The organism is Variovorax paradoxus (assembly GCF_902712855.1).
Lineage (GTDB): Bacteria > Pseudomonadota > Gammaproteobacteria > Burkholderiales > Burkholderiaceae_C > Variovorax > Variovorax paradoxus_Q.
Genome location: NZ_LR743507.1, coordinates 675,036 through 693,411, shown reverse-complemented (window position 1 = coordinate 693,411; position 18,376 = coordinate 675,036). Strand labels below are relative to the sequence as shown.

18 protein-coding genes are annotated in these 18,376 nt (G+C 69.6%); 6 read left to right on the top strand and 12 right to left on the bottom strand.

Annotated elements, in window-relative coordinates; genetic code table 11:
* Positions 1–29 precede the first annotated feature (29 nt).
* From AACL56_RS03295 to AACL56_RS03285, 3 genes are read right to left on the bottom strand one after another with little or no spacing between them, the layout of a single operon-like run.
* Positions 30–1,415, bottom strand: coding sequence for an L-serine ammonia-lyase (locus tag AACL56_RS03295; RefSeq protein WP_339092791.1), 1,386 nt, complete (start codon positions 1,413–1,415; stop codon positions 30–32).
* A 4-nt stretch (positions 1,416–1,419) separates the two neighbouring features.
* Positions 1,420–2,598 carry a M20 aminoacylase family protein gene (locus tag AACL56_RS03290; protein ID WP_339088408.1) on the bottom strand — a complete coding sequence of 393 codons (1,179 nt, stop codon included), beginning with the start codon at positions 2,596–2,598 and terminating at the stop codon, positions 1,420–1,422.
* A 19-nt stretch (positions 2,599–2,617) separates the two neighbouring features.
* Positions 2,618–3,967, bottom strand: coding sequence for a DUF3100 domain-containing protein (locus tag AACL56_RS03285; RefSeq protein ID WP_339088407.1), 1,350 nt, complete (start codon positions 3,965–3,967; stop codon positions 2,618–2,620).
* A gap of 125 nt (positions 3,968–4,092) precedes the next feature.
* Between AACL56_RS03285 and AACL56_RS03280 the strand changes: the two genes are divergently transcribed.
* Complete coding sequence (locus tag AACL56_RS03280; protein ID WP_339088406.1) at positions 4,093–5,064, top strand: LysR family transcriptional regulator; 972 nt, start codon at positions 4,093–4,095, stop codon at positions 5,062–5,064.
* 47 nt (positions 5,065–5,111) lie between these two features.
* Positions 5,112–5,570, top strand: coding sequence for a CopD family protein (locus tag AACL56_RS03275; protein WP_339088405.1), 459 nt, complete (start codon positions 5,112–5,114; stop codon positions 5,568–5,570).
* Between the two features lie 18 nt (positions 5,571–5,588).
* Here AACL56_RS03275 and AACL56_RS03270 read toward each other — a convergent pair whose 3' ends face one another.
* The 6 genes from AACL56_RS03270 to AACL56_RS03245 all read right to left on the bottom strand — a co-directional run bounded on the left by AACL56_RS03270 (position 5,589) and on the right by AACL56_RS03245 (position 10,411).
* The gene (locus AACL56_RS03270; RefSeq protein WP_339088404.1) at positions 5,589–6,221 is read right to left on the bottom strand and encodes a dihydrofolate reductase family protein; all 633 of its coding nucleotides are present in this window, start codon (positions 6,219–6,221) and stop codon (positions 5,589–5,591) included.
* A 109-nt stretch (positions 6,222–6,330) separates the two neighbouring features.
* Positions 6,331–6,744, bottom strand: coding sequence for an organic hydroperoxide resistance protein (locus AACL56_RS03265; protein ID WP_339088403.1), 414 nt, complete (start codon positions 6,742–6,744; stop codon positions 6,331–6,333).
* 57 nt (positions 6,745–6,801) lie between these two features.
* Complete coding sequence (locus AACL56_RS03260) at positions 6,802–7,182, bottom strand: helicase SNF2 (RefSeq protein WP_339088402.1); 381 nt, start codon at positions 7,180–7,182, stop codon at positions 6,802–6,804.
* Between the two features lie 236 nt (positions 7,183–7,418).
* Entirely contained in the window at positions 7,419–7,841 is a 423-nt protein-coding gene (locus AACL56_RS03255; RefSeq protein ID WP_339088401.1) for a VOC family protein, read from the bottom strand.
* 10 nt (positions 7,842–7,851) lie between these two features.
* Positions 7,852–9,096: a CaiB/BaiF CoA-transferase family protein gene (locus tag AACL56_RS03250; RefSeq protein WP_339088400.1), complete on the bottom strand. Its 1,245-nt coding sequence runs from the start codon at positions 9,094–9,096 to the stop codon at positions 7,852–7,854.
* 115 nt (positions 9,097–9,211) lie between these two features.
* Entirely contained in the window at positions 9,212–10,411 is a 1,200-nt protein-coding gene (locus AACL56_RS03245; RefSeq protein ID WP_339088399.1) for an acyl-CoA dehydrogenase, read from the bottom strand.
* A 183-nt stretch (positions 10,412–10,594) separates the two neighbouring features.
* Here AACL56_RS03245 and AACL56_RS03240 point away from each other — a divergent pair, with 183 nt between their 5' ends.
* Both AACL56_RS03240 and AACL56_RS03235 read left to right on the top strand, forming a co-directional pair.
* The gene (locus tag AACL56_RS03240) at positions 10,595–11,497 is read left to right on the top strand and encodes a LysR substrate-binding domain-containing protein (protein ID WP_339088398.1); all 903 of its coding nucleotides are present in this window, start codon (positions 10,595–10,597) and stop codon (positions 11,495–11,497) included.
* 6 nt (positions 11,498–11,503) lie between these two features.
* Positions 11,504–12,424 (top strand): AraC family transcriptional regulator, encoded by a 921-nt coding sequence (locus AACL56_RS03235; protein ID WP_339088397.1) that lies wholly within the window; start codon positions 11,504–11,506, stop codon positions 12,422–12,424.
* A 4-nt stretch (positions 12,425–12,428) separates the two neighbouring features.
* Here the strand turns inward: AACL56_RS03235 and AACL56_RS03230 are convergent, their stop codons facing one another.
* Positions 12,429–12,932 (bottom strand): GFA family protein, encoded by a 504-nt coding sequence (locus AACL56_RS03230; protein WP_339088396.1) that lies wholly within the window; start codon positions 12,930–12,932, stop codon positions 12,429–12,431.
* 133 nt (positions 12,933–13,065) lie between these two features.
* Here AACL56_RS03230 and AACL56_RS03225 point away from each other — a divergent pair, with 133 nt between their 5' ends.
* Positions 13,066–13,776, top strand: a complete 711-nt coding sequence (locus AACL56_RS03225) for a 2OG-Fe(II) oxygenase (RefSeq protein WP_339088395.1) — start codon at positions 13,066–13,068, stop codon at positions 13,774–13,776.
* Positions 13,777–13,967: 191 nt separating this feature from the next.
* On the top strand, positions 13,968–15,911 hold the full coding sequence (locus AACL56_RS03220; RefSeq protein ID WP_339088394.1) for an adenylate/guanylate cyclase domain-containing protein: 1,944 nt from the start codon (positions 13,968–13,970) through the stop codon (positions 15,909–15,911).
* On the opposite strand, the gene AACL56_RS03215 is transcribed toward AACL56_RS03220, so the two are convergent.
* Both AACL56_RS03215 and AACL56_RS03210 read right to left on the bottom strand, forming a co-directional pair.
* Positions 15,908–16,345, bottom strand: coding sequence for a YbaY family lipoprotein (locus AACL56_RS03215; protein WP_339088393.1), 438 nt, complete (start codon positions 16,343–16,345; stop codon positions 15,908–15,910). The two genes, AACL56_RS03220 and AACL56_RS03215, sit on opposite strands and share 4 nt — an antisense overlap.
* Before the next feature lie 8 nt (positions 16,346–16,353).
* Positions 16,354–18,375 carry an acetoacetate--CoA ligase gene (locus tag AACL56_RS03210; protein WP_339088392.1) on the bottom strand — a complete coding sequence of 674 codons (2,022 nt, stop codon included), beginning with the start codon at positions 18,373–18,375 and terminating at the stop codon, positions 16,354–16,356.
* Position 18,376 lies beyond the last annotated feature (1 nt).

Sequence of the window (18,376 nt, the reverse complement as noted above, 5' to 3'; positions counted from 1 at the left end):
CGGACGCCGGCCGATCGGCGGCGCGCGCGTCAGCACTCCACCACGTTCACCGCGAGCCCGCCGAGCGAGGTTTCCTTGTAGGTGGACTTCATGTCCTCGCCGGTCTGCTTCATGGTGCGGATGACGGCGTCGAGCGACACGTAGTGGCTGCCGTCGCCGCGCAGCGCCATGCGCGCCGCGTTGATGGCCTTCACCGCGCCCATCGCGTTGCGCTCCACGCACGGTATCTGCACCATGCCGCCCACCGGGTCGCAGGTGAGGCCGAGGTTGTGCTCCATGCCGATCTCGGCCGCGTTCTCGACCTGCGCCGGCGTGGCGCCGAGCACCGCGGCCAGCGCGCCGGCCGCCATCGAGCAGGCCACGCCGACCTCGCCCTGGCAGCCGACCTCGGCGCCGGAAATGGACGCGTTGGTCTTGTAGAGCATGCCGATGGCCGCGGCGGTGAGCAGGAAGTCGACGATGCCGTCGTCGCTCGCCTGCGGCACGAAGCGCTGGTAGTAGTGCATCACCGCGGGCACCACGCCGGCCGCGCCGTTGGTGGGCGCGGTGACCACGCGCCCGCCGGCGGCGTTTTCCTCGTTCACCGCCATGGCGAAGGCGTTGACCCAGTCCATGGCCGCGAGCGGATCGGCCGCGCCCGCCTGCGCCAGCAGTTCGCGGTGCAGCTCGCTCGCGCGGCGGCGCATGCGCAGCGGGCCGGGCATGGGTTGCACGGCCAGCGGATTGTCGATGCCGAAGCCGCGCTGCACGCACTGCTGCATCACGCCCCAGATGCGCAGCAGGCCGCTGCGCACCTCGGCCTCCGGCCGCCACGTGCATTCGTTGCGAAGCATCAGCTCGGCCACCGAAAGGCCGGTGGCCGCGCACTGCGCCATGAGCTCGTCGCCGGTCGAGAACGGATGCGGCACGGCAGCGGCCGTGGCCACCGTCCCGGCCGCGGCCTGGCCGCCTTCCACGACGAAACCGCCGCCGACCGAGAAGTACGTGGTCTCGGCCAGCACGGCGCCGTCGCCCGCGAAGGCTGCGAAACGCATCGCGTTGGGATGTTCGGGCAGCGACTCCTCGCCGCGAAAGGCGATGTCGCGCACGCGGTCGAAGGCAATGGGCGCGGTGCCCAGCAGGCTCAGCCGGCCGCTGCGGCGCAGCGCATCGAGCCGGGGTTGCACGGTCTCGGGCCGCACGGTGTCGGGCGCGTCGCCGAACAGGCCGAGGATCACGCCCTGGTCGGTCGCATGGCCGTGGCCCGTGGCGCCGAGCGAGCCGAACAGCTCCACCTGCAGCCGCGCCACGCGCGCGAGCACGCCGCGCCGCTCGAGCGACTGCGCGAACATCAGCGCCGCGCGCATCGGGCCCACGGTGTGCGAGCTCGACGGGCCGATCCCGATCTTGAAGATGTCGAAGGCCGACAGCATCAGCGCATCATGCGCCCGGCTGCGCCGGAAGCTGCTGTTTCACCAGCGCCACCCAGTACGCCGCGCCCAGCGGGAGGATGTTGTCGTTGAAGTCGTAGTACGGGTTGTGCACGTTCGGGTCGTTCGGGCCCTCGCCCGCGCCGATGCCGATGTACGCACCCGGGCGCTTCTGCAGCATGAAGGCGAAGTCCTCCGAACCCATGGCCGGCGGGATGTCGGTGTGCACCTGCTCGCGGTCGACCAGGCTGGCCGCGGCGGCGATGGCGGCGTCGGTCTCGGCGGGCGTGTTCACCACGCCGGGATAGCCGCGGCGGTATTCGAGCGCCACCTTCGCGCCGTGCGTGGCGGCCACGCCGTCGCAGATCTGCTGCATCGCCGCCTGCGTCTTGTCCTGGATGGCGGCATCGAGCGTGCGCACCGTGCCGCGCAGCACCACGGTCTCGGGAATCACGTTCCAGGTGTCGCCGCCGTGGATCTGCGTGACGCTCACCACGGCCGAGTCGGTCGCTCCGGTGCGGCGGCTCACGATGGTCTGCAGCGCGTTCACGAGCTGCGCCGAAACCACCACCGAGTCGATGCCGGTCTCGGGCATGGCGCCGTGGCTGCCCTTGCCGGTGACCACGATCTCGAAAGTGTCCAGAAAGGCCGTCATCGTGCCCTTGCGGATCGCGAACCGGCCGCGCGGCAGGCTCGGGAAGTTGTGCATGCCGTACACAGCGTCGGCCGGGAACTGCTCGAACAGGCCCTCTTCCACCATCACGCGCCCGCCGCCTTCGTTCTCCTCGGCCGGCTGGAACACGAAATGCACGGTGCCCTTGAACGGCCTGTGCCGCGACAGGTGCTCGGCCGCGCCCAGCAGCATCGCCGTGTGGCCGTCGTGGCCGCAGGCGTGCATCTTGCCCACGCACTTCGACGCATGCGCCTGCGTGCCAAGCTCCTGCATGTTCAGCGCGTCGAGGTCGGCGCGCAGCGCGATGCTCGGACCTTCGCCGTTCTTCAGCGTGCCGACCACGCCCGTGCCGGCCAGGCCGCGATGCACCGGCAGGCCCATGAGCATCAGCGCGTTGGCGACCACGTTGGCGGTGCGGTGCTCCTCGAACGCGGTCTCGGGGTTGGCATGGATGTCGCGGCGCCAGGCCTGCATGCGCGCGCGGGTGTCTTCGGCGATTTCGGGGTCGCGGTACATGGTGGGGTCTCTCGTGAGGTCAGTGGAAGAATTCGGCGATCAATGTTGCACCGAGGAAGGTCCCGGCGGTGGCGGTGAGCGACACCACCACGATGCGCCAGCCGAGCTGGCGGAACACCGGCAGGTCCTTCGCGACCGAGAAGCCGGCCAGCGCGAGCACCGGCGTGGTGAAGGCCAGGAAATTGAGCTTGGCGGTGATGGCGATGAGCGCGTCGGAGAACGGGAACAGCCCCGGAATGCCCACCACCGTGGCCACCACCGACAGCACCAGCACCATCGGCAGGCGCGGCAGCAGGCGCTTGATGCCTTCGACCACCAGCGCGATGGCCACGACGGCGGCCATGCCTTCGAGCGACACCAGCATCGGCACCTTGTAGGTCAGCGAATTGCCGATCAGCACGCCGCCGCCCACCACCGCCCAGGCGATGAGCGTGTCGCGCAGCGGCATGGCGCCGCCATGCCCGATGCTGGCCTGCGAGACGGCCGCGGTGGCCGCGGTGCCCGCGCCATCCTGCGCGCCGCGCTTCGAGAAGCGGCCCAGCACCGGCTCCAGCTTGCCGTACAGCCACGAGCACAGCGGCAGCGAGAGGAACAGCGTGAAGTAGAAGCCCGCCACGGTGGTCAGCAGGTTCGACGCAGCGGCAATCGCGGTGAGCTGCGGCAGCATCTGCGCCGGCTGCTGCGCGGCGATGGCGCCCAGCGCCGCGGCCATCAGGCTGCCCGAGCCCACGCCGGCGCCCATGGCGAGCGAGCGCGGATCGAAGATGTGCAGGCTCGCGATGAAGCCCGCCAGCACCGCGATGAAGAGCGCGCCCAGCACGGTGCCGGTGATGTACTCGGCCAGCACGCCGCGGCCCTCGGGCGAGGCCATGCCGTACTTCTCTCCGATGATCACGAGGTTGCCCTCGCGGCCCACCGAGAAGGTGGCGCCCACGGCCTCGCGCTTGATGCCCAGCATGAGCGCCAGCGGCAGGCCCAGGGCCAGCGTGCCCAGCGCATGGCCGAACTCCTGGAACAGCAGCGCCCAACCGGCCTGCCGCACCTGCGGCAGCGCGGCGCCGACCGTGAGGCCCAGCTTCACCACGAACAGCAGCAGGCCCGCGTTCAGCAGGCCGCCGGCCAGGGTCTGCTCGGCGGTGGCCACTCGCACCGCACCCGGCAAGCGCCGGTGTGCAATGCCCCACGCGGCCGCAAGCAGCAGCGCCCAGAGCATCGGCAGCAGCGCGACCTTGCCGGGCCCGACGCTGAACTGCACCGGGCCGATGAGCTCGGCCGCCGCCACGATCGCCAGCGTGACGAGCGCAAGCCTGAGTTTTCCGGAGGCGCCGGCGGGCGCGGCTGTGGCGAAAGCGGAGGCAGCAGAGGTCATCGGTGGGGGCTCATCTGGCGCGGTTGGAACGAATGCCGGCAAGTTTGCGCACGCAAGCCCATTGCATCAATGACCGTAAATCGGGATATTCGATGCATCAGATGCAACACTCAGGAGACCGGGCGATGGACGACAGGCTCGACACGCGCCGCGTGCGCTACTTCATGCAGGTGCTCGACAGCGGTTCGGTGCGCGCCGCCGCCGACGTGCTCGACATGGACCCCTCGGCCGTGAGCCGCGCCATCGGCATCCTCGAGCAGGAATGCGGCGTGCCGCTGCTGGAGCGCCACGGCCGCGGCGTGGCGCCGACCGACGCGGGCGAGATGCTGGCCGGCTACGTGCGGCGCCAGAACAGCCAGAAGCAGCACCTCATGGCGCAGATGGACAGCATCCGCAAGATCGAGCGGGGCCACATCGACATCGTGGCCGGCGAGGGCTACGTCGACTGGCTCATGCGCCACAGCCTGCGCGAGTTCATGACCACGCACCCGAAGATCACCATCGACCTCGACGTGGCGAGCACCGACGAGATCGTGCGGCGCGTGGTCGAGGAGCGCGCCCACATCGGCATGCTGTTCCAGCCGCCGAAGGACGAGCGGCTCACCTCGCACGAGTCGCATCCGCAGCCGATCCAGGCCATGGTGCTGCGCGCGCATCCGCTGGCGCAGCTCGGCCGGCCGCTGAAGCTCGCCGACCTGCTGCCCTACCCCGGCGCCACGCTGCACCGCAACTTCGGCGTGCGCCAGCACATCGAAGCGGCCGAGATCAGCGAAGGCGTGCGGCTTCCGTCGACGCTCGTCACCACCTCGTTCAGCGCGCTCGGCCACTTCGTGTCGGCCGGCCTGGGCTACACGCTGGGCACCCGCATCTCGCTCACGCCCAACGCCACCAGCCCCGACCTGATCGAGCTGCCGATGAAGAACCCGCTGCTGTCGCAGGGCCGCTCGCACATCGTGTCGCGCCACGGACGCATGCTGTCGCCGGCCGCTTCGGAGCTGCTGCGCCGCATCGTGGCGGACATGCGGCGCTACGCCGACACGGCGGGGCTGGCAACCGAGAAACGGCCCGCCGCGCGAAAGCGCAGCGTCGCCGCCTGAAGCGCCGCATTGCGCACGCGGCCCTTTCGGTGTTCTGATCGGGCCCCATGTCCTACGTCGTCCCTCTCTTCGTCCACCTGCTGTGCGCCGCCTTCTGGGTCGGCGGCATGGCCACCCTGCACTTCGCGGTGCGGCCCTCGGCCGTCGCCACGCTGGAACCGCCGCTGCGCCTGCGCATGATGGTGGCGACGCTGCGGCGCTTCTTCGTCGGCGTGGACGCCGCCGTCACGCTGCTGTTCGTGACCGGCGTGGCGATGATCCTTGCCACCGGCGGCTTCCGCGGCGTGCACTGGCGCGTGGAGGCCATGATGGGCATCGCGATCGTGATGGCCGCGATCTACGTCTACATCCGCGCCTCGGTGTTCAGGGCGCTGCGGCATGCAGTGGAACAGAGCGCCTGGCCGGTGGCCGCGGCGCGGCTGGACACGGTGCGCCAGCTGGTGACGGTGAACCTCGCGCTGGGCGTGGCGGTGTTCGCGGTGGCGGTCATCGGGCGGGCGGCCTAGGCAACGCCGGCCACCGCTTCACGCAGGCCGGTCGAACCTGTAGTCCAGGTGCGTCACCAGCGCCGAACTGTCGGCGCGCACGGGCACCAGCTTCATCTTTTCGGGCTCGATGCCGTCGAACAGCCGCCGGCCCGCACCCAGCAGGATCGGCGCAAGGTGGATCGTGCATTCGTCGAGCACGCCCGCCTGGATCGCCTGCTGGACGGTGTCGATGCCGCCGGAGATGCGCACGTCCTTGTCGCCGGCCGCGGCCCGGGCTTGCGACAGCGCGCTCTCGAGACCGTCGGTCACGAAATGGAAGGTGGTGCCGCCTTGCCGCACCCAGGGTTCGCGCGGCGAATGCGTGAGCACGTACACGGGCGCGCGAAACGGCGGGTTCTCGGGCCAGGCGACCTCGCCTTCGTCGAACATGCGCCGCCCCATCACGTAGGCGCCGGCCCGCGCGAAAACCTGCTGCACACGCAGGTCGTCAGGCGTGCCCCGTTCGCCGCCAGGGATGCCGAGGATGTCCCGGAAGGTGGCGGTCTGGAAGATCCAGGCGTGCATGGCGCGCGCACCGTCGCCCATCGGGTTGGCGGGGCTGGCGTCCAGGCCCGCCATGCAGCCGTCGAGCGAAATGCCCACATCGAAGAAGACCTTGCTGCTGCTCATACGTCACGTCCCGGCGGCGAGGCCGGGCTGGGTTGCGGAGAAGGCGCAGTCTATGCGCGAGCCCGCCCGCTGCAAACAGGAGGCGGGCCGCGCGTGAAGAGGACCGGCCTCAGACCAGGTTCAGCTCGACGTTGATGTTGCCGCGCGTGAGCTTGGAGTACGGGCAGGTCTGGTGCGCCGTGTCGACGACGTTGCGCGCGGTGTCGCGGTCGAGGCCCGGCAGGCTCACGTTCAGCCGCGCCTGCAGGAAGTACTGGCCTTCCTGCAGCACGAGGTCGACCTCGGCGTCCACCGACAGGTCGGCCGGCAGCTTGACCTTCAGGCCGCCCGCGGCCTTGCCCATGGCGCCGATGAAGCAGGCCGACCAGCCGGCCGCGAACAACTGCTCTGGGTTGGTGCCCGCGCCGTTGCCGCCGGGCGGCGACAGCTGGATGTCGAGGTTGCCGTCGCTGCTGCGCGAGGCGCCCAGGCGGCCGCCGGTGGTGTGGGTCTTGCCGGTGTAGAGGACTTGCTTGTCGGTCATGGTGATTCCTTCGGATGACGCTGGTTGGAGTTGGAAATCGATTCGGCGGCGCCGGGCTCAGAGGGCCAGGCGGTCGATGCCGTGGGCCGTTGCGACGGCCTGGGCGCGCACGGTGGCGCGGTCGAGCGTGCTGGCGAAGCGTTCGCTCGGGCCGGCACCGGCACCGTCGGCGTAGATGTTGCCGGCGCGGGCCGCGGCGATGGCGTCGGCGCGGGCCTGGGCACGATCGCTCAGGCCGGCGACGACGGCGGGCACGCCGGCCGACGCGCCTTCGGCATACGGGTCGGCGCCGTGCGCTGCGACCACGCCTGCGGCCTGCACCGCGGTGCGGCTGGCGGACGACTGGAATTGCAGGACGCCCTGGTAGTCCTCCGCGCTGGCGCCCATGGCGAAAGCGGAAAGAGCGGCGGCGGCGATGAGGAGCTTGGTGGTTTGCATGGCAGTGTCTTTCGAAGATGAAGGGTGAAGGAGCGGGTTGAACACCATCGCCTCCTCGGTGCATGTGTCGTCGGTGGCGATGTATGAATTACATCGAGGGGCTGTATCCACGATGTGTCGAGCCACCGGCAGATTTGCATGCGCGTGTGTACGCCGCGCCGTCCGGACACAGTGGCGTACAAATCGGAAACGAAAGCCGGGAAAGACGGCCGCGCGCAGGCGGCCGGGCCGGCAACCTAGGCGGCCGGCCCCTTGAGCTCGACGGTGTTGCCGTCCGGATCGCTCAGGTAGATCGAGGGGCCGTTGCCCTCGGCGCCGAAGTTGTTCTGCACGTCGCCATGAAGCGCGACGCCGTGATGCGCCATCAGCGCGCGGATGGCCGCTTCGTCGAAGGGCTCGACGCGAAGGCAGAGATGGTCGACGTTGCGGCCCTCGTCGCCGGGCAGCGCACCGCCCCGGCGGCCCAGCGGGCCGTCGGGCGTGACGAGATCGATGAGGCTGTCGCCGGCACGCAGGTGCACCAGGGCCTCGCTGCGCTTCTCGACGGCGCAGCCGAGCACGTCGCGGTAGAACGCGATGGCGCGTTCGACGTCCTTCACGCGCAGCACGACGTGGTCGATGCGCAGCACCGAGAACGGTGGGCGCATCGGCTGTGCCATGCCGGGCTCGTCAGACCACGCCGGCTGCGCGCAGCGCGTCGAAGCGGGCGGTATCGACGCCCATTTCCGCCAGCACCTCGCGCGTGTGCTGGCCGAGCGCCGGCGGTGCATGCCGCAGCACCGGCGGCGTGGCCGACAGGCGCAGCGGGCTTGCCACGCCGGTGATGCTGGCGATGCCGTCGCCCGCATCGCGCGGCAGCGTCACCGCCAGGCCGCGCGCCTTGACCTGCGCGTCGTCGAAGGCCTGCGCGATGTCGTTGATCGGGCCGCAGGGCACGGCCTTGTCCTCGAGCAGCGTGACCCACGCGGCCGTGGTGCGGGTGCGCGTGAGCTCTTCCATCATCGGGATCAGCACGCCGCGATGCTTCACGCGCAGCGTGTTGGTCGCAAAGCGCGCATCGCTCGCCCACTCGGGGTGGCCGCAGGCTTCGCAGAAGCGCGCGAACTGGCCGTTGTTGCCGATGGCCAGCAGCATCGCGCCGTCCTGCGTCGGGAAGTCCTGGTAGGGCGCGAGGCTCGGATGCGTGTTGCCCTGGCGGCCCGGCGCCTTGCCGGTGTTGAGGAACGCGCTCGCCTGGTTGGCCAGGATGGCCATGCCCACGTCGAGCAGCGCCATGTCGATGTGCTGGCCTTCGCCGGTGCGGTCGCGCACCTGCAGCGCCGCGAGGATCGCGGTGCTGGCGTACACGCCGGTGAAGAGGTCGGTGAGCGCCACGCCCACGCGCAGCGGGCCGCCGCCGGGCGCGTCGTCGGGGCGGCCGGTGATGCTCATCATGCCGGTCATGGCCTGGATCATCAGGTCGTAGCCCGCGCGCTCGGCGTAGGGACCGTCATGCCCGAAGCCGGTCACGCTGCAGTAGATGAGGCGCGGATTGGCCGCACGCAGGCTTTCCTGGTCGAGGCCGTACTGCTTGAGGCCGCCCGTCTTGAAGTTCTCCACCACGATGTCGGCCTGCGCCGCCATCTGCCGGAGCAGCGCCTGCCCGTCGGGCGTGGCCATGTCGATGGTGACCGAGCGCTTGTTGCGGTTGCAGGCGGTGAAGTAGCTGGCCTGGTCGGTGTCGTTGCCGTCCGCGTCCTTGACGAAGGGCGGGCCCCAGGTGCGCGTGTCGTCGCCCACGCCGGGACGCTCGATCTTGACGACGTCGGCCCCCAGGTCCGCAAGGATCTGCGTGCACCAAGGGCCCGCGAGCACGCGGGACAGATCGAGGACCTTGATGCCGTCGAGCGCTGCAGCAGGTTTGTTCATCGTCATCTACGTCGGTGTTGTCCTGCAGTTCGCGGGATGCCGCGGAACCGGCTTCGCCGGGCCGCTGGCATCGCCCCCTGGAAGGGGGTTGGCGTCTACACGAAGTGAGTAAGACTGGGGGTCAGTTTGAAAAAGCTGCGATGCCGGTGATGGCACGGCCCAGGATGAGCGCGTGGATGTCGTGCGTGCCTTCGTAGGTGTTCACGACTTCCAGGTTCACCAGGTGGCGCGCCACGCCGAACTCGTCGCTGATGCCGTTGCCGCCCATCATGTCGCGCGCCATGCGGGCGATGTCCAGCGACTTGCCGCAGTTGTTGCGCTTCATGATCGAGGTGATTTCCACCGCGGCGATGCCCTCGTCCTTCATGCGGCCCAGGCGCAGGCTGCCTTGCAGGCCCAGCGTGATCTCGGTCTGCATGTCGGCCAGCTTCTTCTGGATGAGCTGGTTGGCGGCGAGCGGGCGGCCGAACTGCTTGCGGTCCAGCGTGTACTGGCGGGCGCGGTGCCAGCAGTCTTCGGCGGCACCGAGCGCGCCCCACGAGATGCCGTAGCGGGCGCTGTTCAGGCAGGTGAAGGGGCCCTTCAGGCCCTGCACTTCGGGGAAGGCGTTTTCCTCGGGGCAGAACACGCCGTCCATCACGATTTCACCCGTGATGCTGGCGCGCAGGCCGACCTTGCCGTGGATCGCGGGGGCGCTCAGGCCCTTCATGCCCTTCTCGAGCACGAAGCCGCGGATCGGGCCGACAGTGCCGCTTTCGCTGACTTCCTTGGCCCACACCACGAACACGTCGGCGATCGGCGAGTTGCTGATCCACATCTTCGAGCCGCTGAGCGAGTAGCCGCCCGGCACCTTCTTGGCGCGCGTGGCCATGCTGCCGGGGTCGGAGCCGTGGTCGGGCTCGGTCAGGCCGAAGCAGCCGATCCATTCACCGGTGGCGAGCTTGGGCAGGAACTTCTGCTTCTGGCCTTCGGTGCCGAATTCGAAGATGGGCACCATCACCAGCGAGCTCTGCACGCTGGCCATCGAGCGATAGCCCGAGTCGACGCGCTCGACTTCGCGGGCGATCAGGCCGTAGGCCACGTAGTTGAGGCCGGGGCCGCCGTACTGCTCGGGAATGGTCGGGCCGAGCAGGCCGAGCGCACCCATTTCGCGGAAGATGGCGGGGTCGGTCTCGCCGGTGCGGAAACCTTCGGTGACGCGGGGCGCCAGGCGCTCCTGGCAGTAGGCGTTGGCCGCGTCGCGGATCATGCGCTCTTCGTCGGTCAGTTGCTGGTCGAGAAGAAGGGGGTCGTCCCAATGGAATTGCGCTTTGGCGGCCATGTGCTGTCTCCGGAAGAGGGGAAAAGGGAAAAAGAGGGGGATGGGCCGATCCTAGCCACGCAGGCACCATGACGCAAACGAGGATTCCGCACCCAGATATGCGTTTGTAGAATGTCTTGCGAGATGTTCGAGCGGCATCTTCATTGAGAAGCACCCCGCTCCATTCCTACTTTTGAGGCATACATGCGCCGCAAGATCCCGCCGCTGCAGACCCTCGTGTGCTTCGACGCCGCCGCGCGCCACGAGAGCTACACGCGCGCCGCGCAGGAGCTCGCCCTCACGCAGAGCGCGGTGTCCCGGCAGATCGGCACGCTCGAGGCCTTCCTGGGCGTGGCGCTGTTCCGACGCACGCGCCATGGCGTGGCGCTCACCGCCAGCGGCGCCGCCTACGCGCGGCAGACGGCCTTGCGCCTGCAGGCGATGGAGCGCGACGCGCTCGACGCCATGGCGCACCAGGGCGAAGGCGGCTCGCTCTCGCTGGCCGCGGTGCCCACCTTCGCCACGCGCTGGCTGATGCCGCGGCTCAAGGACTTCGCGGCGCTGCAGCCCGACGTGGTGGTGCACATCGAGACGCGCACGCGGCCCTTCCTGTTCGCCGACGCGGAGTTCGATGCCGCGCTTTACGCCGGCACGCCCGCGCAGGTCGAGAACTGGGCCGGCACGCATGCGCTGCTGCTGATGCACGAGGACGTGGTGCCGGTGTGCAGCCCCACCCTGCTGCCGCGCGGAAAGGCCGTGACGCCCGCGGCCATCGCGAAGATGCCGCTGCTGCAGCAGAGCACGCGGCCCGACGGCTGGCGCCAGTGGTTCGACGCGCAGCAGATCGATGCGCCCGATGCGCGCGGTGGCCCGCGCTACGAGCTGTTCTCCATCCTCGCGGCCGCCGCCTCGCACGGGCTCGGCGTGGCGCTGATGCCCACGATGCTGGTGGCCGACGAGCTGGCGCGCGGCGAGCTCGTGGTGGCCTGTGCGCGGCCGCTGTCGGGCGAGCGCAACTACTACCTGGTGACGCCGGAGCGGTCCGACCAGCGGCCGCTGCTGAAGTTCTTCAGCGACTGGCTGCTCGCGCAGGCGCAGCAAGGCTGAACCGACATGCCGCGCGACAGCCGCACCGAGTACGAACGGCGCATGCACAAGGTGCTGACGCACATCGACGCGCACCTCGACGAAACGCTCGAACTGGCGGCGCTGGCCGATGTGGCGCATTTCTCGGCCTTCCACTTTCACCGGCTGTTCGCGGCCTGGGCCGGCGAGACGCTGGGCGACTACGTGCGGCGGCGGCGCGTGGAGGTGGCCGCGCTGCGGCTGGCGACGCAGCCGCGCCTGTCGGTGCTCCATGCGGCGCTGTCGGTGGGCTTCGGCTCGGGCGAGGCTTTCTCGCGGGCGTTCCGCGCACGCTTCGGGAGTTCGCCGAGTGCCTGGCGCGCCGCGTACGGAGGGGCGATGGCGTGCGATGCAAACAGCAATCCCGGTCAGATCGCGCTGCACGGATTCACGAAGAATGAACCTTCGTCGCGCAGCACCGCGCATGTGGAGGCTCCCATGAACGTCGAACTCATCACCCGCCCGCCGGTCACCATCGCCTGCCTGCGCTACGTCGGCCCGTTCGGCGCGCCGGTGGGCGCGTTCTGGAACGAGAGCGTGGCGCCATGGATCACCGCGCACGACCTGTGGTCGCATGCGCGCTACGGCATCAGCCACGACGACCCGGGCATCACCGCACCCGAGCACTCGCGATACGACGCCGGCGTGGAGGTGCCGGACGACTTCGTGCCCGACGGCGGTTTCCAGACGATGGTGGTGCCGGGAGGCCGCTATGCGGCCATGAAGTTCAAGGGCCTGCCGGCGGAGATCAACACGGCATGGACGCGGCTGATGCGCGACTGGCTGCCGGCCAGCGGCTTCCAGTTCGACGGCCGCCCCGCGTTCGAGCACTACCCGCCCGACGGCGCATTCGACCCGAAGACAGGCGCGTTCGAATGCAACATCTGCATTCCGATCGCGCCGCTGTAGCCCGTCAGGCCTTGGCGGGCCGCGCGCCTTCCTTCGCGTAGGCCTCGATCAGCGCCGGGAACGCCTCCATGGCGGGCAAGGCGCCGAAGCTGTGCTTCGCGGGCGTCGAGGCCCAAGGCAGCTTCTCGTCGGTCCAGGTCTCGACGAAAGGCTCGTACCAGGCGTGCCGGTCGAGCATGGTGGGGCGGAGGTTCACGAACTGGTCCATGCCTTCGGTGCGCGTGAACATCCAGCTCTTGCAGTGCGGGCAGAAGTAGTGGTGCGAGTCGCCGTGCAGGCCGCCGATGACGGGCTCACCGGCCGTCACCGCGAAGCCCGGCGTGGGGATGGCGAGCGACAGCGAGAAGGCGCTGGCGCTCATCGACTGGCAGCCGGTGCAGTGGCAGGCCATGGCCAGCAGCGGCGACGCGGTGATGCGCAGGCGCACCTGGCCGCAGCGGCAGCCGCCTTCCCAGGGGAGTTGCCAATCGGCGGCCGATGGTGCGGCAGTGGGGTTCGATGTGGTCATGCGCCGAGGCTACCTTGCCGGCGATCTTTCGCAAGTCGAAAACCGCGCCTGGAAACAACGCCCGAGGCCGGCGTCCGAGACCGGCGTCCGGAAACGGCGAGTGGACCGCGCGTGAAACCTGGACACTGCGGCCATGACATCTCCCGCCTCCCAGGTTGCCGCATTCGACTGGCCCCGCATCGAAGCAGAACTTGCCGCGCGCGGCTGCGCCGCCGTCGGCCCGGTCTTCACGCCAGGCGAATGCGCCGCCCTCGTGTCGATGTACGACGAGGAAGAACGCTTCCGCAGCCGCGTCGTGATGCAGCGCCACGGCTTCGGCCAGGGCGAGTACCGGTACTTTGCCTATCCGCTGCCGAAGAAGCTCGCGGCGTGGCGCAGCGCGCTGTACGAGCGCCTCGCGCCGCTGGCCAACGCCTGGGCTTCGGCCATGGGCCTGCCGGCCGACTACCCACCGGAGCATGCCGCCTATCTCGCGCGCTGCCACGCGGCAGGACAGTTGCGCCCCACCCCGCTGCTGCTGCGCTACGGCGAGGGCGACTACAACTGCCTGCATCAGGACCTGTACGGCGAGCTGCAGTTTCCGCTGCAGCTCACCGTGCTGCTGAACGTGCCGGGGCAGGACTTCACGGGCGGCGAGTTCGTGTTGACGGAGCAGCGCCCGCGCATGCAGTCGCGTGCCGAAGTGGTGTCGCTGGCACAGGGAGAGGCCGTGATCTTCGCGGTCAACCAGCGGCCCGTGACGGGCACGCGCGGCAGCTACCGCGTGACGATGCGCCACGGCGTGAGCCGCCTGCGCTCGGGGCGGCGGCACACGCTGGGGCTCATCTTCCACGACGCGCAATAGGGGCTGGCTCGGCGGTCTCGGCAGCGCCGCCGCGACCCTGCAGCCCACGAAAACCGAAGTCGAGCGAAAATCGCCCGGCCTCCGGCGCCCACCAGGATCCCTGACACCAATGATCGGGGCCGTGAGTCCACCGGGGACCGGCCCGCGGCCTGTGCACAGCGGGCGCGTTCGAGTGGTCGTCAGGGAGCTGCATGAACAAGAACTCGTCCGGACATCCGGCTGTGGCGGAGACGCCGCCGATCGAAGCCGCCGCGCCCATGGCCGCGGCACCACCTCCCGGGCGGTCGCGCCGCTTCCGGGTGGACGTCGGCACCATCGTGAGCGCGGTGGCGCTGGCGCAATCGCTGCTGCTGGTGTCGCTGGGCTACTGGGGCTCGCAGCGGCTGGTGTCGCGCATCGGCGTGTCGGCGCACAAGGCCAGCCACGACCGCACCGACGACAAGGTGCGGGCATTTCTGCAGAAGACCGAGTCGGTCATCAACGCGGTGGGCTCGGCGCCGAGCCTGCGGCCTGCGGGCGACGCGTCGGAGCGCACGGCCGAGCTGCTGTGGACGCTTTTGCAGCAGTCGCCCGAACTCGACAGCGTCTACGTGAGCAACGAGAAGGGCCAGATGCTGATGGCCCTGCGCTATCCGGTGCCGGCCATGCGCTACATCGAGCGCGGCAAGGACTTCACTACCGAGACCTGGCACTACAAGCGGCCGCCCGACGCCGAGGCCGACGCGCAGGAGCGCTACGCCACCCAGCGCGTCGGCGTCCAGCGCAGCAACTACGACCCGACGCAGCGCAGCTGGTACCTGCAGGCCCGCGCGGCGCACGGGCCGATCTGGACGCAGCCCTACGTGTTCGCCGCCGCGCAGGAACTCGGCGTGACCTATGCGCTGCCCGGCAGCCGCCGCTACGCGGACAACAGCGCGCAGACGCTGGTGGCGGCGGGCGACGTGTCGCTGGGGCGGCTGTCGGAGTTCGTGCGGCAATTCAACAGCGGCGGCTACGGCGACAGCGCGCTGCTGAGCGCCGACTTTCGCGTGCTCGCGCGCAGCGACCAGCCCGGCGTGCTCCACAAGCTGGAGCCGCCCAGCGGCGTGCTCGGCGCGCTGCATGCGCACATGGTGGCCGACGGCACCGCGGGCAAGCGCGAGGACACGGACTTCTCCTTCGCCTTCGAAGGACACCGCTACCTCGTGCAGACCTCGCTCATCCCGGCCACGGGCTGGCAGCTGGTGAGCTGGGTGCCCGAGGACATGCTGATGGGCGACCTGCGCCGCGCCGTGCTGTGGGGACTGCTGCTGGCGCTGGCCTTCCTGGCGATCGCGCTGTACATGTCGCTCAAGCTCTCCAAGCTGGTGACCTCGCCGGTGGAGAACCTCTCGCACATCGCGCGGCGCATCGGCCTGCTGGAGCTCGACAACCTGCCGCGCGAGCCGAGCCGCGTGCTCGAGATCCAGCACCTGGACCAGGCGCTGGACGAATCCGCGCGCAGCCTCAAGGCCTTCAGCAAGTTCGTGCCGGTGGACGTGATCAACCAGCTCATCGACGAAGGCCATGCGCTCGCGCCCAACGGCTCGCCGCGGCGCATCACCGTCATGTTCACCGACGTGGAAGGCTTCACATCGATCTCGGAGTCGCTCGACACCGATGTGCTGGTGGGCATGCTGACCGAATACTTCAACCTCGCGACCGGCGTGTTCGCCAGACACGGCGGCGTGGTCGACAAGTTCATCGGCGACGGCATCATGGTGCTGTGGGGTGCGCCCGCCGACCTGCCCGACGCCGAGTACCAGGCCTGCAAGGCCGCGCTCGAACTGAACGTGGAGATGAACGCGCTCAACGGCAAGTGGCGTGCGCAGGGCCTGCCCGCGTTCCGAACGCGCATCGGCATCCACACGGGCACGGTGATCGCGGGCGTGCTGGGATCGAACGACCGGCTTTCCTACACGGCTTTCGGCGACGTGATCAACGTGGCGAGCCGCATCGAGGCCATCAACAAGCAGTTGGGCACGCAGATGCTGATGTCGGAGGAAACCTTTGCAGGCCTGCAGGGCCGGCTGTACACGCGGCGCGTCGAGGAACTCGTGGAGCTGCGCGGCCGGCAGACGCGCATGGTGCTCTACGAGCTGCTGACCACTGCCTAGCGCGGGGCCTGCGTCACGCGCACCAGCACCAGGTCGGCCGTGCGGCCGGCGCCCTGCGTGAGCACCGTGTGCTGCGTGTCGTTGATGAACATGAGCTGCTCGCCGCGCAGGATGCGCGCCGACACGGCGTAGCGCATGCGCGGATCGATGCGCGCGGCGTCCACCTTCAGCTCGTACGCAAAGGGCGGTTGCCTGCCGCCGGCCTGGATGCGTTGCTCGGCCAGCACGACCGAGGGTGCATCCATGCGCGACACATCGAGCAGCTGCACCCGCACCTCGGCGGCGGGGTCGAGCGCGATGCGCTCGCGATAGGAGACCGTGCCGCTCACGCGCAACGGCGCCGCGGAAGAGGAAGACGAAGGCATTGCGCAGCCCCCCAGCAACGAAGCGCCTGCCATGGCGCCAAGGACGAGGAGGCTGTTGCGTCTGTTCATCTGCCGCATCATGCGGAGGCGGTAGCGGTGGCCGCGCGCTGCGCAGCAAAGTCCACGTACCAGTCGAGGCTTCCCGGGTTGGCCATGGCCTCGCGGTGGACCACCTTCTCGATCGGCTGGCCCAGCAGCAGCTTCTTGATGGGAAGTTCCTGCTTCTTGCCCGAGAGCGTGCGCGGGATCTCCGCAACCTGGAAGATGTTGTTCGGCACGAAGCGCGGCGACAGCGACGTCTTGATGGCGTTGTTGAGCCGGGCGCGCACCGCGTCGTCGAGCTCGATGCCGGGGCGCAGCACCACGAACAGCGGCATGTAGCTGTCGCGGCCCAGGTACTCGAGGTCGACCACCATCGAGTCGAGCACCTCGGGCAGCCCTTCGACGGCGCTGTAGATCTCGCTGGTGCCCATGCGCAGGCCCTGGCGGTTGATGGTGGCGTCGCTGCGGCCGTAGATGATGCAGCCGCCATCGGCCCCGATCCTGATCCAGTCTCCGTGGCGCCACACGCCCGGGTAGGTATCGAAGTAGCTCGACAGGTAGCGCGCGTTGCCTTCGTCGCCCCAGAAGTACAGCGGCATCGACGGAATCGGCTGCGTGCACACGAGTTCGCCCACCTCGCCGATGACGCTCTGGCCGTTCTCGTCCCAGGCCTCGACCGCGTGGCCGAGTTCGCGGCACTGCATCTGGCCCGGCACCTCGGGCAGGTCGCGGTTGCCGCCGACGAAGGCACCGCAGAAGTCGGTGCCGCCGGAGATGTTGCACCACCAGACCTCCTTCGAACCCGCGTCGAGGATCTGCCTCGAGCCCCAGCGCTGCACCTCGTCGGGCAGGGGCGAGCCGGTGCTGCCGAGCGCGCGCACGCGCGACAGGTCGCCGCAGTCCCTGGCGACCAGGCCGGCCTTCATGCAGTTGGTGAAATAGGCCGCGCCCGCGCCGAAGAAGGTGACCTGGTGGCGCGCGACGAAGCGCCACAGCACGCTCCAGTCGGGCTTTTCCTTGCTGCCGGCCGGATTGCCGTCGTAGATGCAGATGGTGGCGCCGAAGGCCATTCCCGAGAGTTGCGAGTTCCACATGACCCAGCCGGTGGAGCTGTACCAGTGGTAGCGCTCGCCGAAGTTGTTGGCGCCGTAGCTCGGTCCCACGTCGTTGTGAAGCCCGCACGCGTGCATCGTGAGGATGATGCCGCCCTGCCCGTGCACGATGGGCTTCGGCAGGCCAGTAGTGCCGCTCGAGTAGACGATCCAGATCGGATGGTCGAAGGGCAGCCACTCGGGTTCGAAGGCGGCGACCTTGTCGTCGTAGCGGTCGGTGGCGTGCACCCATTCGATGTCATGCGGCACGTGGCTGGCCGCATAGGGCGACTTCACCAGCAGCAGCTTCTGCACGCTGGGCAGCTGGGCGCGCAGCTCCTGCACCACGGCGCTGCGGTCCAGCGGCTTGCCGCCGTAGTGCACGCCGTCCACCGCGATCAGCACCTTGGGCTCGATCTGGCGGAAGCGGTCGGCCACGGCGGCGGTGCCCATGTCGGGCGCGCACACGCTCCACACGGCACCGATGCTGGAGCAAGCGAGGAACGCGACCATGGTCTCGGGCACGTTGGGCATGTAGGCCGCCACGCGGTCGCCGCGCTGCACGCCGAGCGACTTGAGCGTGAGCGCCACCGATGCGACCTGGCGGCGCATTTCGGGCCACGACATCTCGCGCACTTCGCCGCGTTCGTTGTCGCTCACGATGGCGGGCATGCCGGCGGCATGCGCTGCGTCGACATGGCGCAGCACCTCGCGCGCGTAGTTGACCTGCGCGCCGGGAAACCATCGCGCGCCGGGCATGCGCCGCTCGGCGAGCACTGCCGTGTGCGGCGTCGGCGACTCGATGCGGGCGTAGTCCCAGATGCTCTGCCAGAAGGCATCGAGCTCGGTGACGGACCAGCGCCACATGGCGTCGTAGCTGTCGAAGGCAAGGCCGCGGGTCTCGCGCAACCAGTCCTGGTAGAGGCGTATCTGGGGAATGTTGGGAGGGGTTTGGGCAACGGGCATG

Bases quoted from the DNA above. Each gene is read 5' to 3' on its own strand.
- AACL56_RS03290 (WP_339088408.1), bottom strand. From the start codon at position 2,598: ATGTACCGCGACCCCGAAATCGCCGAAGACACCCGCGCGCGCATGCAG.
- AACL56_RS03285 (WP_339088407.1), bottom strand. From the start codon at position 3,967: ATGACCTCTGCTGCCTCCGCTTTCGCCACAGCCGCGCCCGCCGGCGCC.
- AACL56_RS03280 (WP_339088406.1), top strand. From the start codon at position 4,093: ATGGACGACAGGCTCGACACGCGCCGCGTGCGCTACTTCATGCAGGTG.
- AACL56_RS03275 (WP_339088405.1), top strand. From the start codon at position 5,112: ATGTCCTACGTCGTCCCTCTCTTCGTCCACCTGCTGTGCGCCGCCTTC.
- AACL56_RS03270 (WP_339088404.1), bottom strand. From the start codon at position 6,221: ATGAGCAGCAGCAAGGTCTTCTTCGATGTGGGCATTTCGCTCGACGGC.
- AACL56_RS03265 (WP_339088403.1), bottom strand. From the start codon at position 6,744: ATGACCGACAAGCAAGTCCTCTACACCGGCAAGACCCACACCACCGGC.
- AACL56_RS03260 (WP_339088402.1), bottom strand. From the start codon at position 7,182: ATGCAAACCACCAAGCTCCTCATCGCCGCCGCCGCTCTTTCCGCTTTC.
- AACL56_RS03255 (WP_339088401.1), bottom strand. From the start codon at position 7,841: ATGGCACAGCCGATGCGCCCACCGTTCTCGGTGCTGCGCATCGACCAC.
- AACL56_RS03250 (WP_339088400.1), bottom strand. From the start codon at position 9,096: ATGACGATGAACAAACCTGCTGCAGCGCTCGACGGCATCAAGGTCCTC.
- AACL56_RS03245 (WP_339088399.1), bottom strand. From the start codon at position 10,411: ATGGCCGCCAAAGCGCAATTCCATTGGGACGACCCCCTTCTTCTCGAC.
- AACL56_RS03240 (WP_339088398.1), top strand. From the start codon at position 10,595: ATGCGCCGCAAGATCCCGCCGCTGCAGACCCTCGTGTGCTTCGACGCC.
- AACL56_RS03235 (WP_339088397.1), top strand. From the start codon at position 11,504: ATGCCGCGCGACAGCCGCACCGAGTACGAACGGCGCATGCACAAGGTG.
- AACL56_RS03230 (WP_339088396.1), bottom strand. From the start codon at position 12,932: ATGACCACATCGAACCCCACTGCCGCACCATCGGCCGCCGATTGGCAA.
- AACL56_RS03225 (WP_339088395.1), top strand. From the start codon at position 13,066: ATGACATCTCCCGCCTCCCAGGTTGCCGCATTCGACTGGCCCCGCATC.
- AACL56_RS03220 (WP_339088394.1), top strand. From the start codon at position 13,968: ATGAACAAGAACTCGTCCGGACATCCGGCTGTGGCGGAGACGCCGCCG.
- AACL56_RS03215 (WP_339088393.1), bottom strand. From the start codon at position 16,345: ATGAACAGACGCAACAGCCTCCTCGTCCTTGGCGCCATGGCAGGCGCT.
- AACL56_RS03210 (WP_339088392.1), bottom strand. From the start codon at position 18,375: ATGCCCGTTGCCCAAACCCCTCCCAACATTCCCCAGATACGCCTCTAC.